Annotated in this window: 18 protein-coding genes; 13 read left to right on the plus strand and 5 right to left on the minus strand. The window is 61.0% G+C overall.

Annotated features, from left to right (window positions below; all coding sequences use genetic code 11):
* The coding region (locus tag PK789_RS09545; RefSeq protein WP_324308526.1) for a carbonic anhydrase at positions 1–262 on the minus strand (262 nt) is incomplete at its 3' end.
* A gap of 11 nt (positions 263–273) precedes the next feature.
* On the minus strand, positions 274–1,719 hold the full coding sequence (locus tag PK789_RS09550; protein ID WP_324308527.1) for an aldehyde dehydrogenase: 1,446 nt from the start codon (positions 1,717–1,719) through the stop codon (positions 274–276).
* A gap of 207 nt (positions 1,720–1,926) precedes the next feature.
* Here PK789_RS09550 and rpsF point away from each other — a divergent pair, with 207 nt between their 5' ends.
* From rpsF to PK789_RS09590, 8 genes are all read left to right on the plus strand, one after another.
* Positions 1,927–2,349, plus strand: coding sequence for a 30S ribosomal protein S6 (gene rpsF / locus PK789_RS09555; protein WP_324308542.1), 423 nt, complete (start codon positions 1,927–1,929; stop codon positions 2,347–2,349).
* 23 nt (positions 2,350–2,372) lie between these two features.
* Positions 2,373–2,603, plus strand: coding sequence for a 30S ribosomal protein S18 (rpsR, locus tag PK789_RS09560; protein WP_223627477.1), 231 nt, complete (start codon positions 2,373–2,375; stop codon positions 2,601–2,603).
* A 104-nt stretch (positions 2,604–2,707) separates the two neighbouring features.
* The gene (gene rplI, locus PK789_RS09565) at positions 2,708–3,163 is read left to right on the plus strand and encodes a 50S ribosomal protein L9 (protein WP_324308528.1); all 456 of its coding nucleotides are present in this window, start codon (positions 2,708–2,710) and stop codon (positions 3,161–3,163) included.
* Positions 3,164–3,416: 253 nt separating this feature from the next.
* On the plus strand, positions 3,417–4,829 hold the full coding sequence (locus tag PK789_RS09570) for a replicative DNA helicase (protein ID WP_324308529.1): 1,413 nt from the start codon (positions 3,417–3,419) through the stop codon (positions 4,827–4,829).
* 12 nt (positions 4,830–4,841) lie between these two features.
* Complete coding sequence (gene alr, locus PK789_RS09575; protein WP_324308530.1) at positions 4,842–5,981, plus strand: alanine racemase; 1,140 nt, start codon at positions 4,842–4,844, stop codon at positions 5,979–5,981.
* Between the two features lie 66 nt (positions 5,982–6,047).
* Positions 6,048–7,598: a WS/DGAT/MGAT family O-acyltransferase gene (locus tag PK789_RS09580; RefSeq protein WP_324308531.1), complete on the plus strand. Its 1,551-nt coding sequence runs from the start codon at positions 6,048–6,050 to the stop codon at positions 7,596–7,598.
* A gap of 84 nt (positions 7,599–7,682) precedes the next feature.
* Positions 7,683–8,360 carry a YiaD family glycine zipper/OmpA-like lipoprotein gene (locus PK789_RS09585; protein ID WP_324308532.1) on the plus strand — a complete coding sequence of 226 codons (678 nt, stop codon included), beginning with the start codon at positions 7,683–7,685 and terminating at the stop codon, positions 8,358–8,360.
* 49 nt (positions 8,361–8,409) lie between these two features.
* The gene (locus tag PK789_RS09590) at positions 8,410–9,339 is read left to right on the plus strand and encodes a M14 family metallopeptidase (protein WP_324308533.1); all 930 of its coding nucleotides are present in this window, start codon (positions 8,410–8,412) and stop codon (positions 9,337–9,339) included.
* Here PK789_RS09590 and PK789_RS09595 read toward each other — a convergent pair.
* Both PK789_RS09595 and PK789_RS09600 read right to left on the minus strand, forming a co-directional pair.
* Positions 9,336–10,088 carry an ABC transporter permease gene (locus PK789_RS09595; RefSeq protein WP_324308534.1) on the minus strand — a complete coding sequence of 251 codons (753 nt, stop codon included), beginning with the start codon at positions 10,086–10,088 and terminating at the stop codon, positions 9,336–9,338. The two genes, PK789_RS09590 and PK789_RS09595, sit on opposite strands and share 4 nt — an antisense overlap.
* Before the next feature lie 11 nt (positions 10,089–10,099).
* Positions 10,100–11,032 (minus strand): ABC transporter ATP-binding protein, encoded by a 933-nt coding sequence (locus PK789_RS09600; protein WP_324308535.1) that lies wholly within the window; start codon positions 11,030–11,032, stop codon positions 10,100–10,102.
* A gap of 131 nt (positions 11,033–11,163) precedes the next feature.
* On the opposite strand from PK789_RS09600, the gene PK789_RS09605 reads away from it, so the two are divergent.
* From PK789_RS09605 to PK789_RS09615, 3 genes are all read left to right on the plus strand, one after another.
* On the plus strand, positions 11,164–11,598 hold the full coding sequence (locus tag PK789_RS09605) for a DUF2975 domain-containing protein (RefSeq protein WP_324308536.1): 435 nt from the start codon (positions 11,164–11,166) through the stop codon (positions 11,596–11,598).
* A complete protein-coding gene (locus PK789_RS09610; RefSeq protein WP_324308537.1) occupies positions 11,598–11,843 on the plus strand; it encodes a helix-turn-helix domain-containing protein in 246 nt (81 codons plus the stop codon). Before PK789_RS09605 ends, PK789_RS09610 begins: the two co-directional genes overlap by 1 nt.
* Before the next feature lie 66 nt (positions 11,844–11,909).
* Positions 11,910–12,254, plus strand: coding sequence for a RidA family protein (locus PK789_RS09615; protein ID WP_324308538.1), 345 nt, complete (start codon positions 11,910–11,912; stop codon positions 12,252–12,254).
* Between the two features lie 73 nt (positions 12,255–12,327).
* Here the strand turns inward: PK789_RS09615 and PK789_RS09620 are convergent, their stop codons facing one another.
* Positions 12,328–14,133 carry a DUF885 domain-containing protein gene (locus PK789_RS09620; RefSeq protein ID WP_324308539.1) on the minus strand — a complete coding sequence of 602 codons (1,806 nt, stop codon included), beginning with the start codon at positions 14,131–14,133 and terminating at the stop codon, positions 12,328–12,330.
* A 151-nt stretch (positions 14,134–14,284) separates the two neighbouring features.
* Between PK789_RS09620 and PK789_RS09625 the strand changes: the two genes are divergently transcribed.
* Together PK789_RS09625 and PK789_RS09630 are read left to right on the plus strand one after the other, a co-directional pair.
* On the plus strand, positions 14,285–16,345 hold the full coding sequence (locus PK789_RS09625) for a M13 family metallopeptidase (RefSeq protein ID WP_324308540.1): 2,061 nt from the start codon (positions 14,285–14,287) through the stop codon (positions 16,343–16,345).
* 83 nt (positions 16,346–16,428) lie between these two features.
* Positions 16,429–16,691, plus strand: a 263-nt coding sequence (locus PK789_RS09630) for a DUF6151 family protein (RefSeq protein WP_324308541.1), incomplete at its 3' end; no start/stop codon positions are given.

Below are 16,691 nucleotides of genomic sequence, written 5' to 3' on the forward strand. Positions count from 1 at the left end.
CATCCACCGCAAATTGAATCGTGGACATGCAGTTGAGGTCGGTATGCACCATCACATTGGCGATATTGCGATGCACGAACACTTCACCCGGCGCCAATCCCATGATCTGGTTGGCCGGCACCCGCGAATCCGAGCAACCAATCCACAGATATTGCGGGGCTTGCTGCTTGGATAGACGTTCAAAAAATGTGGGGTCTTCCAACGTGACCCGCGCCGCCCAGTCCTGGTTGTTGCGCAGGAGGGCTTCAAGTGTTTTTTTCATGGGAACCTTACTCAAGCTTGAAAAATCTGTGGGGGCAGGGCGATACAGACATTGCGGGTTTCGCTGAAAAACCGCATCGCCTCCAGCCCGCCTTCGCGGCCTAGCCCGGAGGCATTGGTGCCGCCGAATGGGGTGCGCAGGTCGCGCATCAGCCAGGTGTTGATCCAGACGATGCCGGTGCGCAGTTGTGCGGCGAGGCGGTGGGCGCGGGTCAGGTCGCGTGTCCATACGCTGGCGACAAGGCCGTAGTCGGAGGCGTTGGCCAATGTCAGTGCGTCGTTGTCATCGTCGAATGCTTGCAAGGTGACCACCGGGCCGAAAATTTCCTCGCGATTGGTCGCGCAGTCCGGGCCGAGGCCTTCGAGCACGGTGGGTGCGATGAACCAGCCGGGGCGATCCACTGCTTCGCCGCCGCACAGCACGCGACCGCCTTCGGTGCGGGCACGGTCGATGGCGGCCATCACCTTGTTGAAATGTGCCTGCGACACCATCGGCCCAAGCTGCGTACCGGCGTCCAGCGGCGCACCAAGGCGCAATGCGCGCGCGCGTTCGACGAAGGCATCGCGAAACTCGGCGTAGAGACTGCGCTCGACCAAGACCCGCGAGCCGCACAGGCAAATTTGCCCGCTGTTCTGGAAAGCGCTGCGCACCAGCGTGTCGAGTTGTGCGCGCCAGTCGCTATCGGCAAACACCAAGGTCGCGTTTTTACCGCCCAGTTCCAGTGAGACTTTTTTCAGCAACGGGCCGGTTATCCCGGCAATGCGCCGACCCACGGTGGTGCTGCCGGTAAACGACACTGCCTTGACCTGCGCGTGGCTGACCAAGGGTTCGCCCACTTCCGGGCCAAGGCCATGCACGATGTTGAGCACGCCCGGCGGCAGGCCGATCTCCAGTGCCAGCTCACCTAGCAGGGTGGCGGTGGCGGGGGTGATTTCCGATGGCTTGGCCACCACCGTGTTGCCGGCGGCCAGTGCGGGCGCGATTTTCCAGGTGAACAAATACAGCGGCAGATTCCACGGGCTGATGCAGGCCACCACGCCCAGCGGCTGGCGCAAGGTGTAGTTCAGTCCGGCCTCGCCATGGTGTGATTCGCTGGAAAACTGGGTGGCGGCATGCGCGAAAAAGCGCAGATTGCTGACCGCACGCGGGATTTCGATATCACGCGCCAATCCCAAGGGCTTGCCGGCATCGACGGCTTCGGCATGGGCGAAGGCGTCGAGGCGTGCTTCTAGTGCATCGGCCAAGCGCTCCAAGTGGCGCGCACGTTCGCTGTGCCGCAGCGCAGCCCACGCCGGGGCGGCGGCGCTGGCGGCGGCAATGGCGGTGGTCACTGTGCTGGCATCGCCGGCGGCGACTTCGGCAACGGGTTGCGCGGTGGCGGGGTCAAACACCGGCAGCCAGCGTGTGCTGCTGGCATTGCCACAGGTTGGGCCGATGACATGTCCGAAGCGTTGCATGCGCACAGCTTACCGTTGTCGCTCGCCGGGCGTCAGGGGGTCTTGCATTACAAGCCATTGAATTTGCGATTGTCTTGCAGATTGCGCATAATGGCCGGCTCCCACCCGTTGGGAGCTCGCCCGAACGCGCCAGTCAGGATCTTCGCGACCGGTGGCCGAGGGCTAATCGACCGGCATCCCGCCGGCGACATCCACGAGGAAATCACTATGCGTCATTACGAAATCGTGTTTCTGGTCCATCCGGATCAGAGCGAGCAAGTCCCGGCAATGATCGAACGCTACAAGAGCGCGATCGAAGCGGGCAACGGCAAAATTCACCGTTTGGAAGACTGGGGCCGCCGCCAATTGGCCTACCCAATCCAGAACCTGGTCAAGGCCCATTACGTGCTGCTCAACATCGAAGCCGAACAGGCCGTGTTGGACGAAATGGTTGATGGCTTCCGCTTCAATGATGCCATCCTGCGGCATTTGGTGATGCGTCGCGATGACGCTGTGACCGAGCAGTCGCTGATCATGAAGAACAAGGACGAGAAGGGTGACAAGCCCGAGCGTGGCGAGCGTCGTCGCCGTGACGACGAAAGCGACAGTGCCGTGGGCACTGGCGATTCCGATTCGGTTGAAGCCGTTTAAGCCCGCATTCAAGGAGCACACCCATGTCCAAGTTCTTCCGTCGCCGTAAGTTCTGCAAATTCACCGCCGAAGGCGTGACCGAGATCGACTACAAGGATCTCAATACCCTGCGCCAGTACCTGACCGAAACCGGCAAGATCGTACCCAGCCGCATCACCGGCACCAAGTCCCGTTATCAGCGTCAGCTGCAAGCTGCGGTCAAGCGCGCACGTTTTTTGGCGCTGATCCCGTACACGGACAATCACAACGTCTGATGCGCTTTTACTTCCCCGGCAAGGGGAAGGCTTTTCAATCCCGATCCATTCGGACAGCAACCGTTGCGGTGCTCAGGCATCGCTAACGAATACGGAGCAAGACCATGCAATTGATTCTTCTGCAAAAAGTCACCAACCTAGGCAACCTAGGTGACAAGGTGGACGTGAAGCCGGGTTACGGGCGCAACTTCTTGGTGCCGCAGGGCAAGGCCGTGCCGGCCACCGCTGCAAATTTGGCTGAGTTTGAAGCCAAGCGCGCCGATTACGAAGCCAAGGCTGCCGCTTCCTTGGATGCCGCCAACAGCCGTCAAGCCAAGTTGGCCGATGCCAGCGTGACCGTGGCCGCCAATGCCTCTACCGAAGGCAAACTGTACGGCTCGGTGGGCCCGCGCGAAATCGCCGAAGCCCTGACCAAGCAGCTGGGCGTGGACGTGAACAAGGCCGAAGTGGTGATGGGTGAAGGTCCGCTGCGCCACACCGGCGAGTTCGAAGTGCATGTGCATCTGCATGCCGACGTCAACACCACGGTCAAAGTGGTGGTGGTGCCGGAAGCCGCCTAAACCTGCCATGCTGGTGGCGGTTTGAGACGGGCGCCGCAAGGCGCTCGTTTCGTTTGTGCCGCAGCCTGCACGTGCGTAGGTGTGCGAAAGCGGGCAGTGTCGCAATCGTTGAGACAGGTTATCCACACGATATCCACCGACTTGTCTGCAACGCATATCTCCCAATTCGGCCTACGATGACAGGCTTGCACACTGTGTATTGGGCAGTGCCAATGGCGGGCCTGAAACATCAACCAAAGGAGCCGATGCGTCGATGAGCGGTAAATCAGGGTTTCGGTCCGATGCCAGTTTTCAGACCCGTAACGAACAGCGAGTCGAGCAGCTGCGGGTGCCGCCACAATCGGTGGATGCCGAGCAGGCGGTGCTGGGGGGCTTGATGCTGGATCCGTCCGCGTTCGACCGCGTGGCCGACCAGCTCAACGCAGAGGATTTTTATCGGCGCGATCACCATCTAATCTATCGCGCGATCCGCGAATTGGTCGAAAAAAACCGCCCTTGCGATGCGGTGACGGTGGGCGAATGGTTTGATTCGCAAGGCATCGCCGAGCAAGTGGCCGGTGGCGCGTATCTGGTCGAGCTGGCCGCCAGCACGCCCAGCGCCGCCAATATCAAGGCTTACGCTGAAATCGTCCGCGACAAGGCGGTGCAACGCCGATTGATCGAAGTCGGTACCGCGATTGTCAACGACGGCTTTCAGCCGGAAGGACGCGACTCGGCTGAACTGCTGGCCAAGGCCGAACAAGATGTATTTGCAATCGCCGAAAGCCACTCACGCGGGCGGCAGGATTTTGTACCCATCAAACGGGCCTTGAACGAGGCGTTTGATGTGTTGCAAAAGCGTGCCGAAAACGGCAGCGGGGTGACTGGCCTGCCAACTGGCTATGTCGAGTTTGACCAGATGACCGCCGGGTTACAGCCCACCGATTTGGTCATCTTGGCTGCGCGCCCGGCGATGGGTAAAACCACCTTCGCGTTGAACATTGCCGAATTTGGAGCAATCAAATCCAAAAAAGCGGTGGCCGTGTTTTCGATGGAAATGTCGGCCTCGCAATTGGCACTGCGACTGATCTCATCCTTGGGCCGGGTCAATGCCACCCGCCTGCGCACTGGCGATCTGGAAGAGGAAGATTGGAGCCGCGTCACCGGCGCGATCACGCAGATGAACGGGATCAAGATTTTCATCGACGATACCCCAGGCCTGTCGCCCGATGTGTTACGTGCCAAGGCGCGTCGGCTCAAGCGCGAGCATGATTTGGGCTTGATCGTGATCGACTATTTACAGCTGATGGCGGTGCCTGGCAATAACGAAAACCGCGCCACCGAAATTTCGGAAATTAGCCGTGCATTGAAAGGCTTGGCCAAAGAATTGAACGTGCCGGTGATCGCGCTCTCGCAGCTCAACCGGTCGTTGGAAACCCGTACCGACAAACGCCCGGTGATGGCCGACCTGCGCGAGTCGGGTGCGATCGAGCAAGACGCCGACATGATCGTGTTCATTTATCGCGACGACTACTACAACAAGGAAAATTCACCCGATAAAGGGCTGGCCGAAATCATCATTGGCAAGCAGCGTAATGGCCCCACTGGCAGCTTCAAGCTGAAATTCTTTGGCGAGTACACCCGCTTTGACAATCTGGCGCACGATACCGTGGGTCATTACGAATAAGCAGGATCAGCCATGAGCGAAACCATGAGCCAGCGCCCCACCCGCATCGTGGTGGATCTGGATGCGCTGAGCCATAACCTGCACGCCATCCGCGCACACGTGGGGGTGCCGGTGATGGCCATCGTCAAGGCCAATGCCTACGGCCACGGATTGGTGCCGGTGGCGCACCATTTGCAAGCGCAGGGTATCAAGCAGTTGGGGGTGGCATTTGCCGAAGAAGCCCTGACCCTGCGGCGCGCCGGCATCACCGTGCCGGTGTTGGTGCTGGGCGGCATTTTGGGGCGACAAGTCAGCCAGTTGATCCAGCACGATCTGGAAATCACGGTGTCTTCGCTGGACAAACTACGCAAGGTTGAAGCTGCCGCAGCGCGGCTGGGCCGCAAGGCGGTGATCCATCTCAAGATCGACACCGGGATGGAGCGCATCGGCGTGCATAGTTATTCGTGCGCACCGTTTATCGAGGCTGCCGTGGCATCGCAGTGGTGCGTGCTGAAGGGTGTGTATTCGCATCTGGCCTGTGCCGATGATCCGGATTCGCCGATGACCTTGCAGCAGCTGGAACGCTTCCAGCAGGCGTGCGCGCATTTCGAACGGATCGGTGCGCCGATGCCCATTCGCCATTTGGCCAATTCCGGCGGCGTACTGCATTTTCCGCAGACGTGGCTGGATATGGTGCGCCCCGGGATCATGCTGTACGGCGTGCTGCCAGACCCGCAGGCGCGGCGCAGCGTGGCTATCCGGCCGGCATTGTCGCTACTGTCGCAGGTGGTGTACTTCAAAGTGGTCAAGGCGGGCAGCACGGTCAGTTACGGGGCAACGTGGGCACCGCAGCAAGACACCCACATCGTCACCGTGCCGATTGGCTATGGCGATGGCTATCCACGGGCGTTGTCCAACTGTGGCGAGGTCTTGATTCGCGGCCAGCGCCATCCCATCGTGGGCCGCCTGTGCATGGATCAGTTCATGGTGGATCTGGGGCCGCAGGGCAGTGCTTATATCGAAGACGATGTGGTGTTGATCGGCCAGCAAGGCGCTGCAAGCCTCACCGTGGAAGATGTGGCGGCGTGGGCGCAGACGATTGGCTATGAAATCTTGACCCGTTTCAACGAGCGTATTCCGCGCGAATATATCGGCGGCCCTAATTTGCGTTGATCCCAGCCTGCGTTGACCCTGCGGGGTGCGCGTGATTCACTCGCCAGCACGAAGGGGAGAATTTGGATGGCCGCAGCGAAGCCCACAGCAACATCCGCAACCACACTTGCAGCAACCGCCGCAAAGCCGCGTCTGAAGCGCACAAATCCCGGCGACAGCGCGCCACGCCCCAAGCGTGAGGCGATGTCACGGGTGGATACGGCTTGGTTGCGGATGGAGCGGCCCACCAACCCGATGATGATCACCGGCGTGCTGATGTTTGCAGACGCGATGTCGCTGCAGCAGTTGAAAAAGGTCATCCAGCAGCGTTTTTTGAGTTACGCGCGGTTCCGACAAAAACCAGTGGACAGCGCGACTGGCGCGCAATGGCTGGACGACACCGACTTCGATCTGGATTGGCATGTGCGTCTGTCGGGCTTGCCGGGCCGCCCCGGCAAGGCCTCCGAAAAGCGTGCGTTGGAACGCTTCGTCAGCAATCTGGCCTCCAGCCCGCTAGACCCCACCAAACCACTTTGGCAGTTCCATTTGGTCGAACGCTACCAAGGCGGCTGCGCCGTGGTTGCGCGCATCCATCATTGCTATGCCGATGGCATCGCCTTGGTGCAAGTGCTGTTGTCCTTGACCGATACCAGCCGTGCGCCGGTGGCATCGGCGCGGTTGGACAAAGCATGGCTGAAGCACGAAGCCGCCCCGGTGGCGCGTCGTGTGGGCGCGATGGATCGCTACATGAAGCTGGGCGGCAAGATGCTGGGGCAGGGCATGGCGATGATGCAAGACCCGTCCTTGGCCAGTTTGCTGGCCAAAGAGGGCGGCGATATCGCCAAAGAATTGGTGCATGCACTGGCTCTGCCGGATGACCCGCCGTCGCTGCTGCGCGGGCGGTTGGGTGTCAGCAAACGGGTGGCCTGGGCCGAGCCACTGAATCTGGAAGAAGTCAAAGCGGTGGGCCGCGCCTGCGGTTGCACCGTCAATGATGTGCTGATGGCCGCCGCCGCCGGTGCCCTGCGCGGCTACATGCTGGAACGCGGCGAAGACGTGAGCGGCATGACCCTGCGCGCCACCGTGCCGGTCAACTTGCGCCCGTTGGAGCACGCCAAAAAATTAGGCAACCACTTTGGTCTGGTGTTTTTAGAGCTGCCGGTGGGCGAGGACAATCCGCTGCGCAGGCTGGAGCGCGTTGCCGATTGCATGAACCAACTCAAACAATCGCGGCAAGCCATCGTTGCCTATGGCCTGCTGGCCGCGCTGGGGATCGCCCCGCCACCGCTGCAAGAATTGGCGCTGGAGATGTTCAGCCGCAAAGCCAGCGCAGTGGCCACCAATGTGCCGGGGCCGCAGCAGGCCTTGTATATGGCGGGCTGCGCATTGCGTGATTTGATGTTCTGGGTGCCGCAAACCGGTTCGATCGGGCTGGGCCTGTCCATCCTCAGTTATAGCGGGCAAGTGCATTTTGGCTTGATCGCCGATGCCCGCCTGATCCCGGACCCGGATGCGGTGATTCGGCGCTTTGGTGAAGAATTCGACAAGCTGTTGTATCTGGCGATGATGGGGCGCTGGGATGCACCCTTGGACGCCGATGCGGCGCAGGCGCTACTGCAAGATGCAACCGTGGCTTAACCGCATCGTTGCCATTCATCTTACGGCCACCTGCGTTTGCCTAGCCTTGCAGCATTCACTCCCCATCCCTGCAAGGAGCTACGCATGCGTACCCAACCGTTCAAAATCGCTATCTTGGGCGTTTGTCTTGCCGCGTTTGCCACCGGCTGCGCAACCTATGACGCGCAAGGCAGTGATGTGGATCAGCACCAACGCGCCAAACGCGGTGCCTTGATCGGTGCCGCCATCGGTGTGGCCGCGGGTTTATTGAGTGGTGACAGCGCGGTGGAGCGCCGGCAACATGCGATGGTCGGTGCAGGCATCGGCGCACTGGCCGGTGGCGCGGTGGGCAACTATCAAGACAAGCAAGAAGCCGAGCTGCGCCGAGAAACCGCCGGCACCGGCATCGACGTCAGTCGCGATGGGGACGTGATCAAACTCAACCTGCCCGATGGCGTGTCCTTCGACTTCAACCGTACCGATATCAAGCCGCAGTTCTACCCATCGCTCAATACCGTGGCCAATACGCTGCGCGAATATAACCAAACCGTTGTCGAGGTCAGTGGGCATACCGACGATGTGGGTAGCGATGCGGTCAACCAACGTATTTCCGAACAGCGCGCCAATGCGGTGGCCAGTTATTTGATGGCGCAAGGTGTGCAGCGCGAGCGTCTCGAAACCGTCGGCATGGGTAAACGCTTCCCGATTGCCGATAACGCCACCGAGCAAGGTCGCGCACGCAATCGCCGCGTCGAAATCCGCTTGCTACCGCTGCGCTCGTAAGCCACTTCGGCAGTGCTAGAGTGATGGCAAATGTCGCTACGGACTTGCCATGATTACGCAGACTTTCCAGCCCCTTGGCACCCCCGGCGTGCCTTGGGGCGATGCCGAAAAAAACCAGTGGCGCGCACGGCAATCCAAACAGCGCAGTTATGCCGATGAAGTGGTAAGGCCAATTCAGGCGCTCTTGGAAACGTTCAAAGTCTTGCAATACGGCGAATTGGACTACGGCGAGGATGGCCGCTATCCGCTGTATGCCTTGCGTGGCAAATATTGGGACGATGCGCTGCCGGTCGCTTTGGTGACGGGCGGCGTGCATGGTTACGAAACCAGCGGCGTACACGGCGCGCTGTTATTCGCGCGGGACTATGCGGATGCATTTGAAGGCCAATTAAATTTATTGATTGCACCCTGCGTGTCGCCGTGGGCATACGAGCGCATCCATCGCTGGAACCCGCATGCGCTGGACCCCAACCGCAACTTTGTGGCCAACAGCCCATGCGGAGAATCCAAGGCGCTGTGGGACTTGATTCAACCCTTGCGCGGCAAGTGCATCGTGCATATTGATTTGCACGAAACCACCGATACCGATGAAGCCGAATTCCGCCCGGCACTGGCCGCACGCGACGGTAAACCATATGAACCGGGCACGATTCCGGATGGCTTCTATCTGGTCGATGACAGCGAAAACCCGCAGCCGGCCTTCCAACACGCCATCAATGCCGACGTGGCCAAGGTGACCCACATCGCCCCCGCCGACCCCGACGGCACCATCATCGGTTCAACGGTGGTGGCCCCCGGCGTCATCGAATACCCACTGGTCAAACTGGGCCTGTGTGCCGGCATCACCGGCGCGCGCTACACCACCACCACCGAGGTCTACCCCGACAGCCCCCGCGCCAGCCCCGCGCAATGCAATCTGGCGCAAGCCGTAGCAGTGAACGCGGCGCTGACATTTGCGTTGGCGCATTTAACCATTTAGTTGATGACCTCACGCCGCCCCATCCGCCACAACATCAACACAAACACCGTCACGCCGCCCAGTGCGCCCAGCAGCAGGGTGAGCTGCGCGCGTTGCGGGTCGCTGGCAAGCTGATTCACCGGGAGTTGCCACGGCAGCAACATGCCGATTTTGGCCGAGGTGGCGACCACCGCGAAGAAGGTGCCACCGATGCCGACGGCCAAGGCAGGCACGAAACTGGCATGGCGCAGCGCGACCCACAGCTGCATGGCGATCAACAGCCACGCCGCCACAAACACGCGGCCCAGCAGTAGCAAAAAGGGTGCGATATCGCGTGGCCCCGTGGCGGCCAGTGCCGGCGCCCATCCGCCCGCCAATTGCACCGACAGCGGTGCCAGCAGCGCCAGCAACAGGCTCATCCCGGCCACAATGGCCAAGGCACACACCACTTTGGCGGCATACACATGCCAGCGCGGCAGCGGCAGTGCGCGCAGGTAGTCCCAACTGCGTGGGCCATGCTCGGTATGCGCTATCAGTGCGGTGAGCGCGGTCACGCTCATCGGCAGCATGAAAAACGCCCAGATGCCAACCGCTGATTGCAGCGCCATGGTCCACGGCATCGGCTTGCGCATTTGCAGCAGGTTGAAGAACACGAACACCGCAATCAACAGCGGTGCCACGCCGGCCAACAGCAATGCCAGCGAGCGCCGCAGTTTGCAGGCCTCCACCGCGAGGGCCGTGGTGAATGCTGGGGTGGGGAGCGTCGTCATCGGCGTCGGCCTTATTGCGCGGGGTGTGCATTGCGGTGGTAGAGGGCTTCCAGCGAGTGCTGGCGCGGGGTGACGGCGTGGATGTCAACGCCTTCCAGGCACAGCAGCCGGGTGAGTGCGGCGGTGGCGTCGCGCGGGTTTTCGCTTGCGGCAAAGCGTGCGATCAGCGCATCGGCATCGCGGCTGACCGCAAAGCCTTTGGCATGGGCGAGCGCGCAGGCACGCTCGGGATCGCCCACGGCCAACGCAACCTCGTGCCCGACCTCGGCCTTGAGCGCAGCCAACGCGCCTTCCAGCACCAAGCGTCCTTGGTTGAGGATGCCGATATGGGTGGCGATCTGTTCCACTTCGCCCAGCAAATGGCTGGACACCAGCACGGTGGTGCCTGCGCGCTCGGGCAATGCCCGCAACAACGTGCGCATATCGGCAATCCCGTCCGGGTCCAGCCCGTTGGTGGGCTCATCCAACATCAGGATTGGCGGTGCGCCCAGCATCGCCCGCGCCAGTCCCAGTCGTTGCCGCATCCCCAGCGAAAAATCCGCCACCCGCTTGCGGGCATGAGCAGCCATGTCGGTGACGTCCAGCACACGGTCGATCTCGCTGGTGGGCAGGCCCAACAGCCGCCGGCACAGGTCGAGGTTCTCGCGGCCACTGAGGTTGCCGTAAAAGCCATGTGCCTCCAGCAGCGCACCGATCTTGCGTGCGGCGGCCTGCCGGTGTTGGGCGATGTCGATCCCGGCCACCCATGCGCAACCAGCATCGGCTTGCAACAGGCCCAGCAGCAGCTTGATGGTGGTGGTTTTACCGGCGCCATTGCGGCCCAAAAACCCGTAGATGCTGCGTGCGGGGACGTGCATGCTGATGCCGTCCACGGCCAGTTGTTGGCCGAAGCGGCGGGTCAGGCCTTGGGTCTCGATGGCAAGGGTTGGATGCGTGCGGAGCATGCGGATGCTTCCTGAAACTTTAAGTCTGGGATAAAGTTATAGGATAGAAAAAACTTTAAGTCAAACTTAAAAATTGGAATTTCATGATGCTGCACCAACATCGATTTCGCCGTGATTGCCGCCTGCTGCGCATGGCCACCCTGAGCGTGCTCATCGGCCTGTGCCTGGTACTGGGGTTGGGCCTGGGCGGGTTGCCATGGATGCAGGGCGTGGCTGCGCCCGACACGATGCTGTTGTCGCTGGTGCGCTTGCTGCCGGCGCTGGGCTATCTGTGGGCGCTGTGGGCGGTGCAACGGGCGCTGGCGGGGCTGGCAGCGGGGCAAATGTTTCATCCCACCATTGCCACCGCGATGCGCCACATGGGCGCAGGCGTGTTGCTGGGGGCGCTGCTCAACGTGTTTGCCATCACCAATCTGTCGCGCTGGATCGTAGGCGGGCATGGCGGCTACGCCTATTTTGATTTGTCGGGCATCGTGTTGGGCGTGGTGGGGGCCGCACTGCTCTTGCTGGCCAGCGTGGTGGACCAGGCGCGTGACCTGCAGGCCGAATTGGACGAGATCCTCTGATGCCGATCCAGGTGACCTTGGACGCGGTGCTGACCCGTCGTGGGATGAAGGCGCGGGAGCTGGCCGCGCGCGTGGGCATCAGCGAAACCCAGCTCTCACTGTTTCGCGGCGGCAAGGTCAAGGGGATTCGCTTCCGCACCTTGGCCAAGTTCTGCGCAGTGCTGGAATGCAGCCCGGGCGAGCTGCTGGGCTATCTGGCCGATGCTGCCGACCTGGACGCTGTGGGGGATATGGACGAGGACTGAGCAGAGTCCGCTGGTTCATATTTGAAAATCTCCGTAAGGTGCAACTTCCCACCACGGAGTACCCCCATGATCCAACGTCTTGACCCCGGCGCGCGCATGTCGGAAGCCAGCATCCACGCGGGCATCGTGTATCTGGCCGGGCAGATCCCGGAAACGCTAGATGCCGATATCGAGGTGCAAACCGCTGAAGTATTGGCGGCGATCGATGATCTGCTGGCGCGTGCGGGCAGTGATAAAACCAAAATCCTGCGTGCGCAGATTTTCTTGGCCGATATCAACGATTTTGCAGGGATGAACCGCGCTTGGGATGCGTGGGTGGTGGCGGGCAATGCACCGGCACGCGCCACGGTGGAAGCCAAACTGGCCAACCCGGCATGGAAGGTGGAAATCGTGGTGACGGCGGCGGTGTAAAAAATACACAGGAGCCGTGACGCACTTCCCTCTCCCGCGTGCGGGAGAGGGTACCCGCAGGGCGGGAGAGGGCTCAGTGAATCGGCTCGTTCAACATCAACTCCCGCACATAGCGCACCGGTGGCGCGCCATAGGACAGCACTTGGTCGTGGTACGCCTTCAGGTTGAACTTCGCGCCCTGTTGCTTCTTCACCGCATCACGCAAATCAAACTGCTCTTGCGCGCCCACAAAATAGGTGGGCAGTTGCGCCGATGACAATTGCGCGCGGGTCCATTTTCCGGCGGCTTCGCTTTCTTGCTGGAAGGCATCGTGGGTCATCAAATGCATGGCCTGCTCGCGGCTCCAATTATCCACATGCACGCCTTGATCGAGCAGGGCATTGGCGATGGTGCGCAGGTAGAACTTGAGCTGCACCAGATGGAATAGCGGGTCGTTATTCAGATAGCCCTGCTCTTGCATCATGCGTTCGGTGTACACCGCCCAGCCTTCGGCAAACAGGCCCGAGCGCAGCACGCCGCGCAGTACCGATGGGTATTTGGCCGAGTGCCAGCCTTCCAGATAGTGGCCGGGGATGCCTTCATGGATCGATAGCAGGTGGATCATCTTGCCGTTGTATTCGCGTAAGAACGAGTCAGACTGCGCCTGCGACCAGTCGTCGGGGATCGGTGAGATCGCGTAGAAGGTCTTCAGGTTTTTGTCCAACGGGCCAGGTGAGTCGCAATAGGCCACCGCCACGCCGCGTTGGAACTCGGGCATCAAGATCACATCCACCGGCGAGTCGGGCAGGGTGACCAGGTCTTTTTCGCGCACAAAGTCGGTGGCGGATTTCAGCGAGGCTTTGGCATCGTCCACCACCTTGTTGCGTGCGGGGTGATCTGCATAGGCCAATGCCAGTGCGGCTTCGATGGCTGTTTGCTGTTGTGCGTCGGTGGGCTTGTCGGGCAGAGCCGGCGCGCCCGGTTTGTCTTTGAGCACGCTCTGCGCGATGCCGTACATCACCCCGCGCACGCGCTGCATTTCACCTTCCGCACGTTGTTTGATGTCGGCACGCGAGAGCGATGACGACAGCGCAAATTTCAGTTTCTGGTCGTATTTTTCTGCACCAATGCGGAAGTCGCCCTTGGCATTGGGCACCAAAGTTTTATCCAGCCATGTTTGCTGTTCGGCCACGGCTTTTTTCAATGTGTCGATGGCGGCGCGGGTGCGGTCGGCCTGTGCTTTGGGTAGCTCGCCCAGATGCGGGGTGATGAAGGTGTCGACGATGGAGAGGATGCCGGCATTTTGCTTGGCCACGGTTTCGGCATGCACCTTGGGCACGCGCGCGGGGTCAAGGTTTTCACGCGCTTGCGCAAACAGGGCTGGCAGTTTTTCCATGCGCGCGGTGGCCGCTTGGATGCGCACGGGCAGCGGGGCAAACTCGCGTGCCATCAGGCCGTAGATGGCGCTACCGGCCAAGCCGCCATACACCTGCGGATCCCACGCCCAGCTTTGCATCACCTCGGCATCCCAGATGCCCGATTGCAATTGACTGCGTAAAAGCGCGGCATCCACTTGATTTTGGCGCGCCAGCTTGCGGGTATCAATGGCGTCCAGTTCCACCAGCAAGGCTTTGTTGGCATCCAGCGTGGCCTTGCGGCCGGCAGCGCTCAAATCATCCAGTTCGCTATCAAACCGGTGGTCGCCGGTCTGGGTGGCGCTTACCGGGGAATGCCGCATCCACGTGTCCACCGCTTTCTTCGACAACGCATCAAACTTGGCATTGACGGCGCTATCGCCGGCGGTGGCTGCGGCGGTTGTGGCCGGCGCATCTGTGGCCGCTGGGCCGGTGCAGCCAGCCAACAGGGTGGTGATCGACAGGGCAAGCAGGGTGTGGCGCATGGTGGGGTTCCAGAGGCTGACGAATCGGTCACATTATGGAACTTGGCTGCACCCAAACAGTGCCGGAAGGCGGGCAAGGACGACCAACGGCACAGGCATGCGCGGCGTGCAGTGGCTAGGCTTGAAGATTCTTCGTTACCGGATGGGTTGCATGAAGCGTTTACTGTTGAGTTTCGGCATTGCTGCCGCGTTGTCCATCACCAGCATGGCCGCTCTGGCCGCAGGGCCGGCGTCCAAGCCGCAGCTGGGCAGCTTCGGGGTGGATTTGACTTCGCGTGACACTTCGGTGAAACCGGGCGATGACTTCAATCGCTATGCCAGCGGGCATTGGATCGATACCTATCAGTTGAAGGATTACGAGACCAGCTATGGCTCGTTCAATGCGCTGCGTGACCGCGCGGAAGAACAAACCCGCACTCTGATGCAAGCATTGCTGGCACGCAAAGATTTGCCCGCAGGCAGCAATGGCCGCAAGCTGCGCGACTATTACGCCAGCTACATGGATCGTGCGGCGCGCGATGCGGCCGGGATCAAGCCGCTGCAACCGGTGTTGAACAAGATTGCCGCAATTGATTCCAAAGACAAGCTGATCGCCGCGTTTGGCAACGCCGGTATCGATGGCAGTGCTGCACCGTTTGGCTTGTATCTGGGCATCGATCGCAAAGACCCAAACAGCTACCAAGTGGGGCTGGGTGTGGGCGGGCTGGGCCTGCCCGACCGCGACTATTACCTCAACCCAGATCCGCGTTTCGTCAAAATTCGCGAAGCCTACGTGGCCCATATCCAGCGCATGCTGGGCTTTGCTGGGGTGAGCGGTGCCGATGCCAAAGCGCGCGCCGATGCGATCTTGGCGCTGGAAACCGCGCTGGCCAAACCGCAGTGGGATAGGGTGAAGTTGCGTGACCGCGACAAGACCTACAACGTGGTCACCTTTGCCGACTTGCAGCAAAAATACCCCGGCTACGATTGGGCCGCGCAGTTGCGCGCGCAGGGCTTACCGCAACCGGATAAATTGAATATCAGCACGCCGGATGTGATCCAGCCGGTGATCGACATCCTCAACGCCACTCCGCTGGCAACCTGGCGCGATTACCTCAGCTTCCACGCCATCGACGGCAATGCGGACTTGCTCAGCAGCCAAATCGATGCCGCCGCATTCGAATTCAATGGCAAAGTGCTAGGCGGGCAAAAGGCGCAGCGCGAAGACTGGAAGCGCGCGCTGGCGCGGGTGGGTGCCAGCAATGGGTTGGGTGAAGCCCTGGGCGAGTTGTACGTGGCGCGCTACTTCAAGCCAGAAGCCAAAGTGGCGATGGATCAACTGGTCGAAAACCTGCGCGCCGCCTTGCGCAAGAACATCGAACAACTGGATTGGATGGGCGATACCACCAAGGCCGAAGCCTTCCGCAAACTGTCCACCTTCCGCCCCAAAATTGGCTATCCCTCGAAGTGGAAGGATTATTCCAGCGTCACTATTTCCGCCAGTGACCTGTTCGCCAATGCAGTGGCGTTGCGCAAGTTCAACCGCGATGATCAAAACCGCCGCGTCGGTAAAAAAACCGACCGCGAAGAGTGGGGGATGACGCCGCAGACGGTGAACGCCTATTACAACTCGGCGTTCAACGAAATCGTGTTCCCGGCCGCCATTCTGCAGCCCCCGTTCTTCGATGTGCATGCCGACCCTGCGGTGAACTACGGTGGCATCGGTGCAGTCATCGGCCACGAAATGGGCCACGGCTTCGACGACCAAGGCAGCAAATCCGATGCCGATGGCATCCAGCGTAATTGGTGGACCGACGAAGACCGCGCCCGTTTCGACGCGCGTACCAAAGCGCTGGGTGCGCAGTACAACAGCTATTGCCCGCTACCCGGCCAGTGCGTCAATGGCGGCCTGACTATGGGTGAAAATCTGGGCGATTTGGGCGGCTTGTCGATGGCCTACACGGCCTATCAATTGAGCTTGAAGGGCAAGCCCGCGCCGGTGGTCGACGGCCTCACTGGTGACCAACGCTTCTATTTGTCGTGGGCGCAAGTGTGGCGCGGCAAGTACCGCGATGAGGCCCTGCTCAACCTGATCAAAACCAACCCACATTCACCATCGATGTACCGCGCCAATGGCCCCCTGCGCAATATCGATGCGTGGTACAAGGCGTTTGATGTGAAGCCTGGTGATGCGATGTACCTGCCACCGGAACAGCGCGTGCGTATTTGGTGAACCGGATGCGGTGCGGGCGCGACGTTTTGTCCGCCCGCATCGGGTATCGTGGGTCAACACCACTGGCGATACCGGAGCGCTCAATGAAACTGTCATGCCGTTGCGGACAGGTGCAGGGGGAATGTAGTCCTGTCCGCAGCTACATCCGTGCCACTTGCTATTGCGCCGATTGCCGGGCGTTTGCGCGCTGGTTGGGTGGGGATGGGTTGCTGGATGCTGCGGGCGGCAGCGACATCGTGGCGATGGCGCCGGATGGCCTGCACTTCACCCAGGGGCTGGATCAATTGGCCTGCATGTCGCTGGGGCCACGCGGCTTGCTGCGTTGGTATGCGCGCTGCTGCCGCAC

The sequence above is a fragment of the Thermomonas sp. genome (genome assembly GCF_035369645.1).
GTDB lineage: Bacteria > Pseudomonadota > Gammaproteobacteria > Xanthomonadales > Xanthomonadaceae > Thermomonas.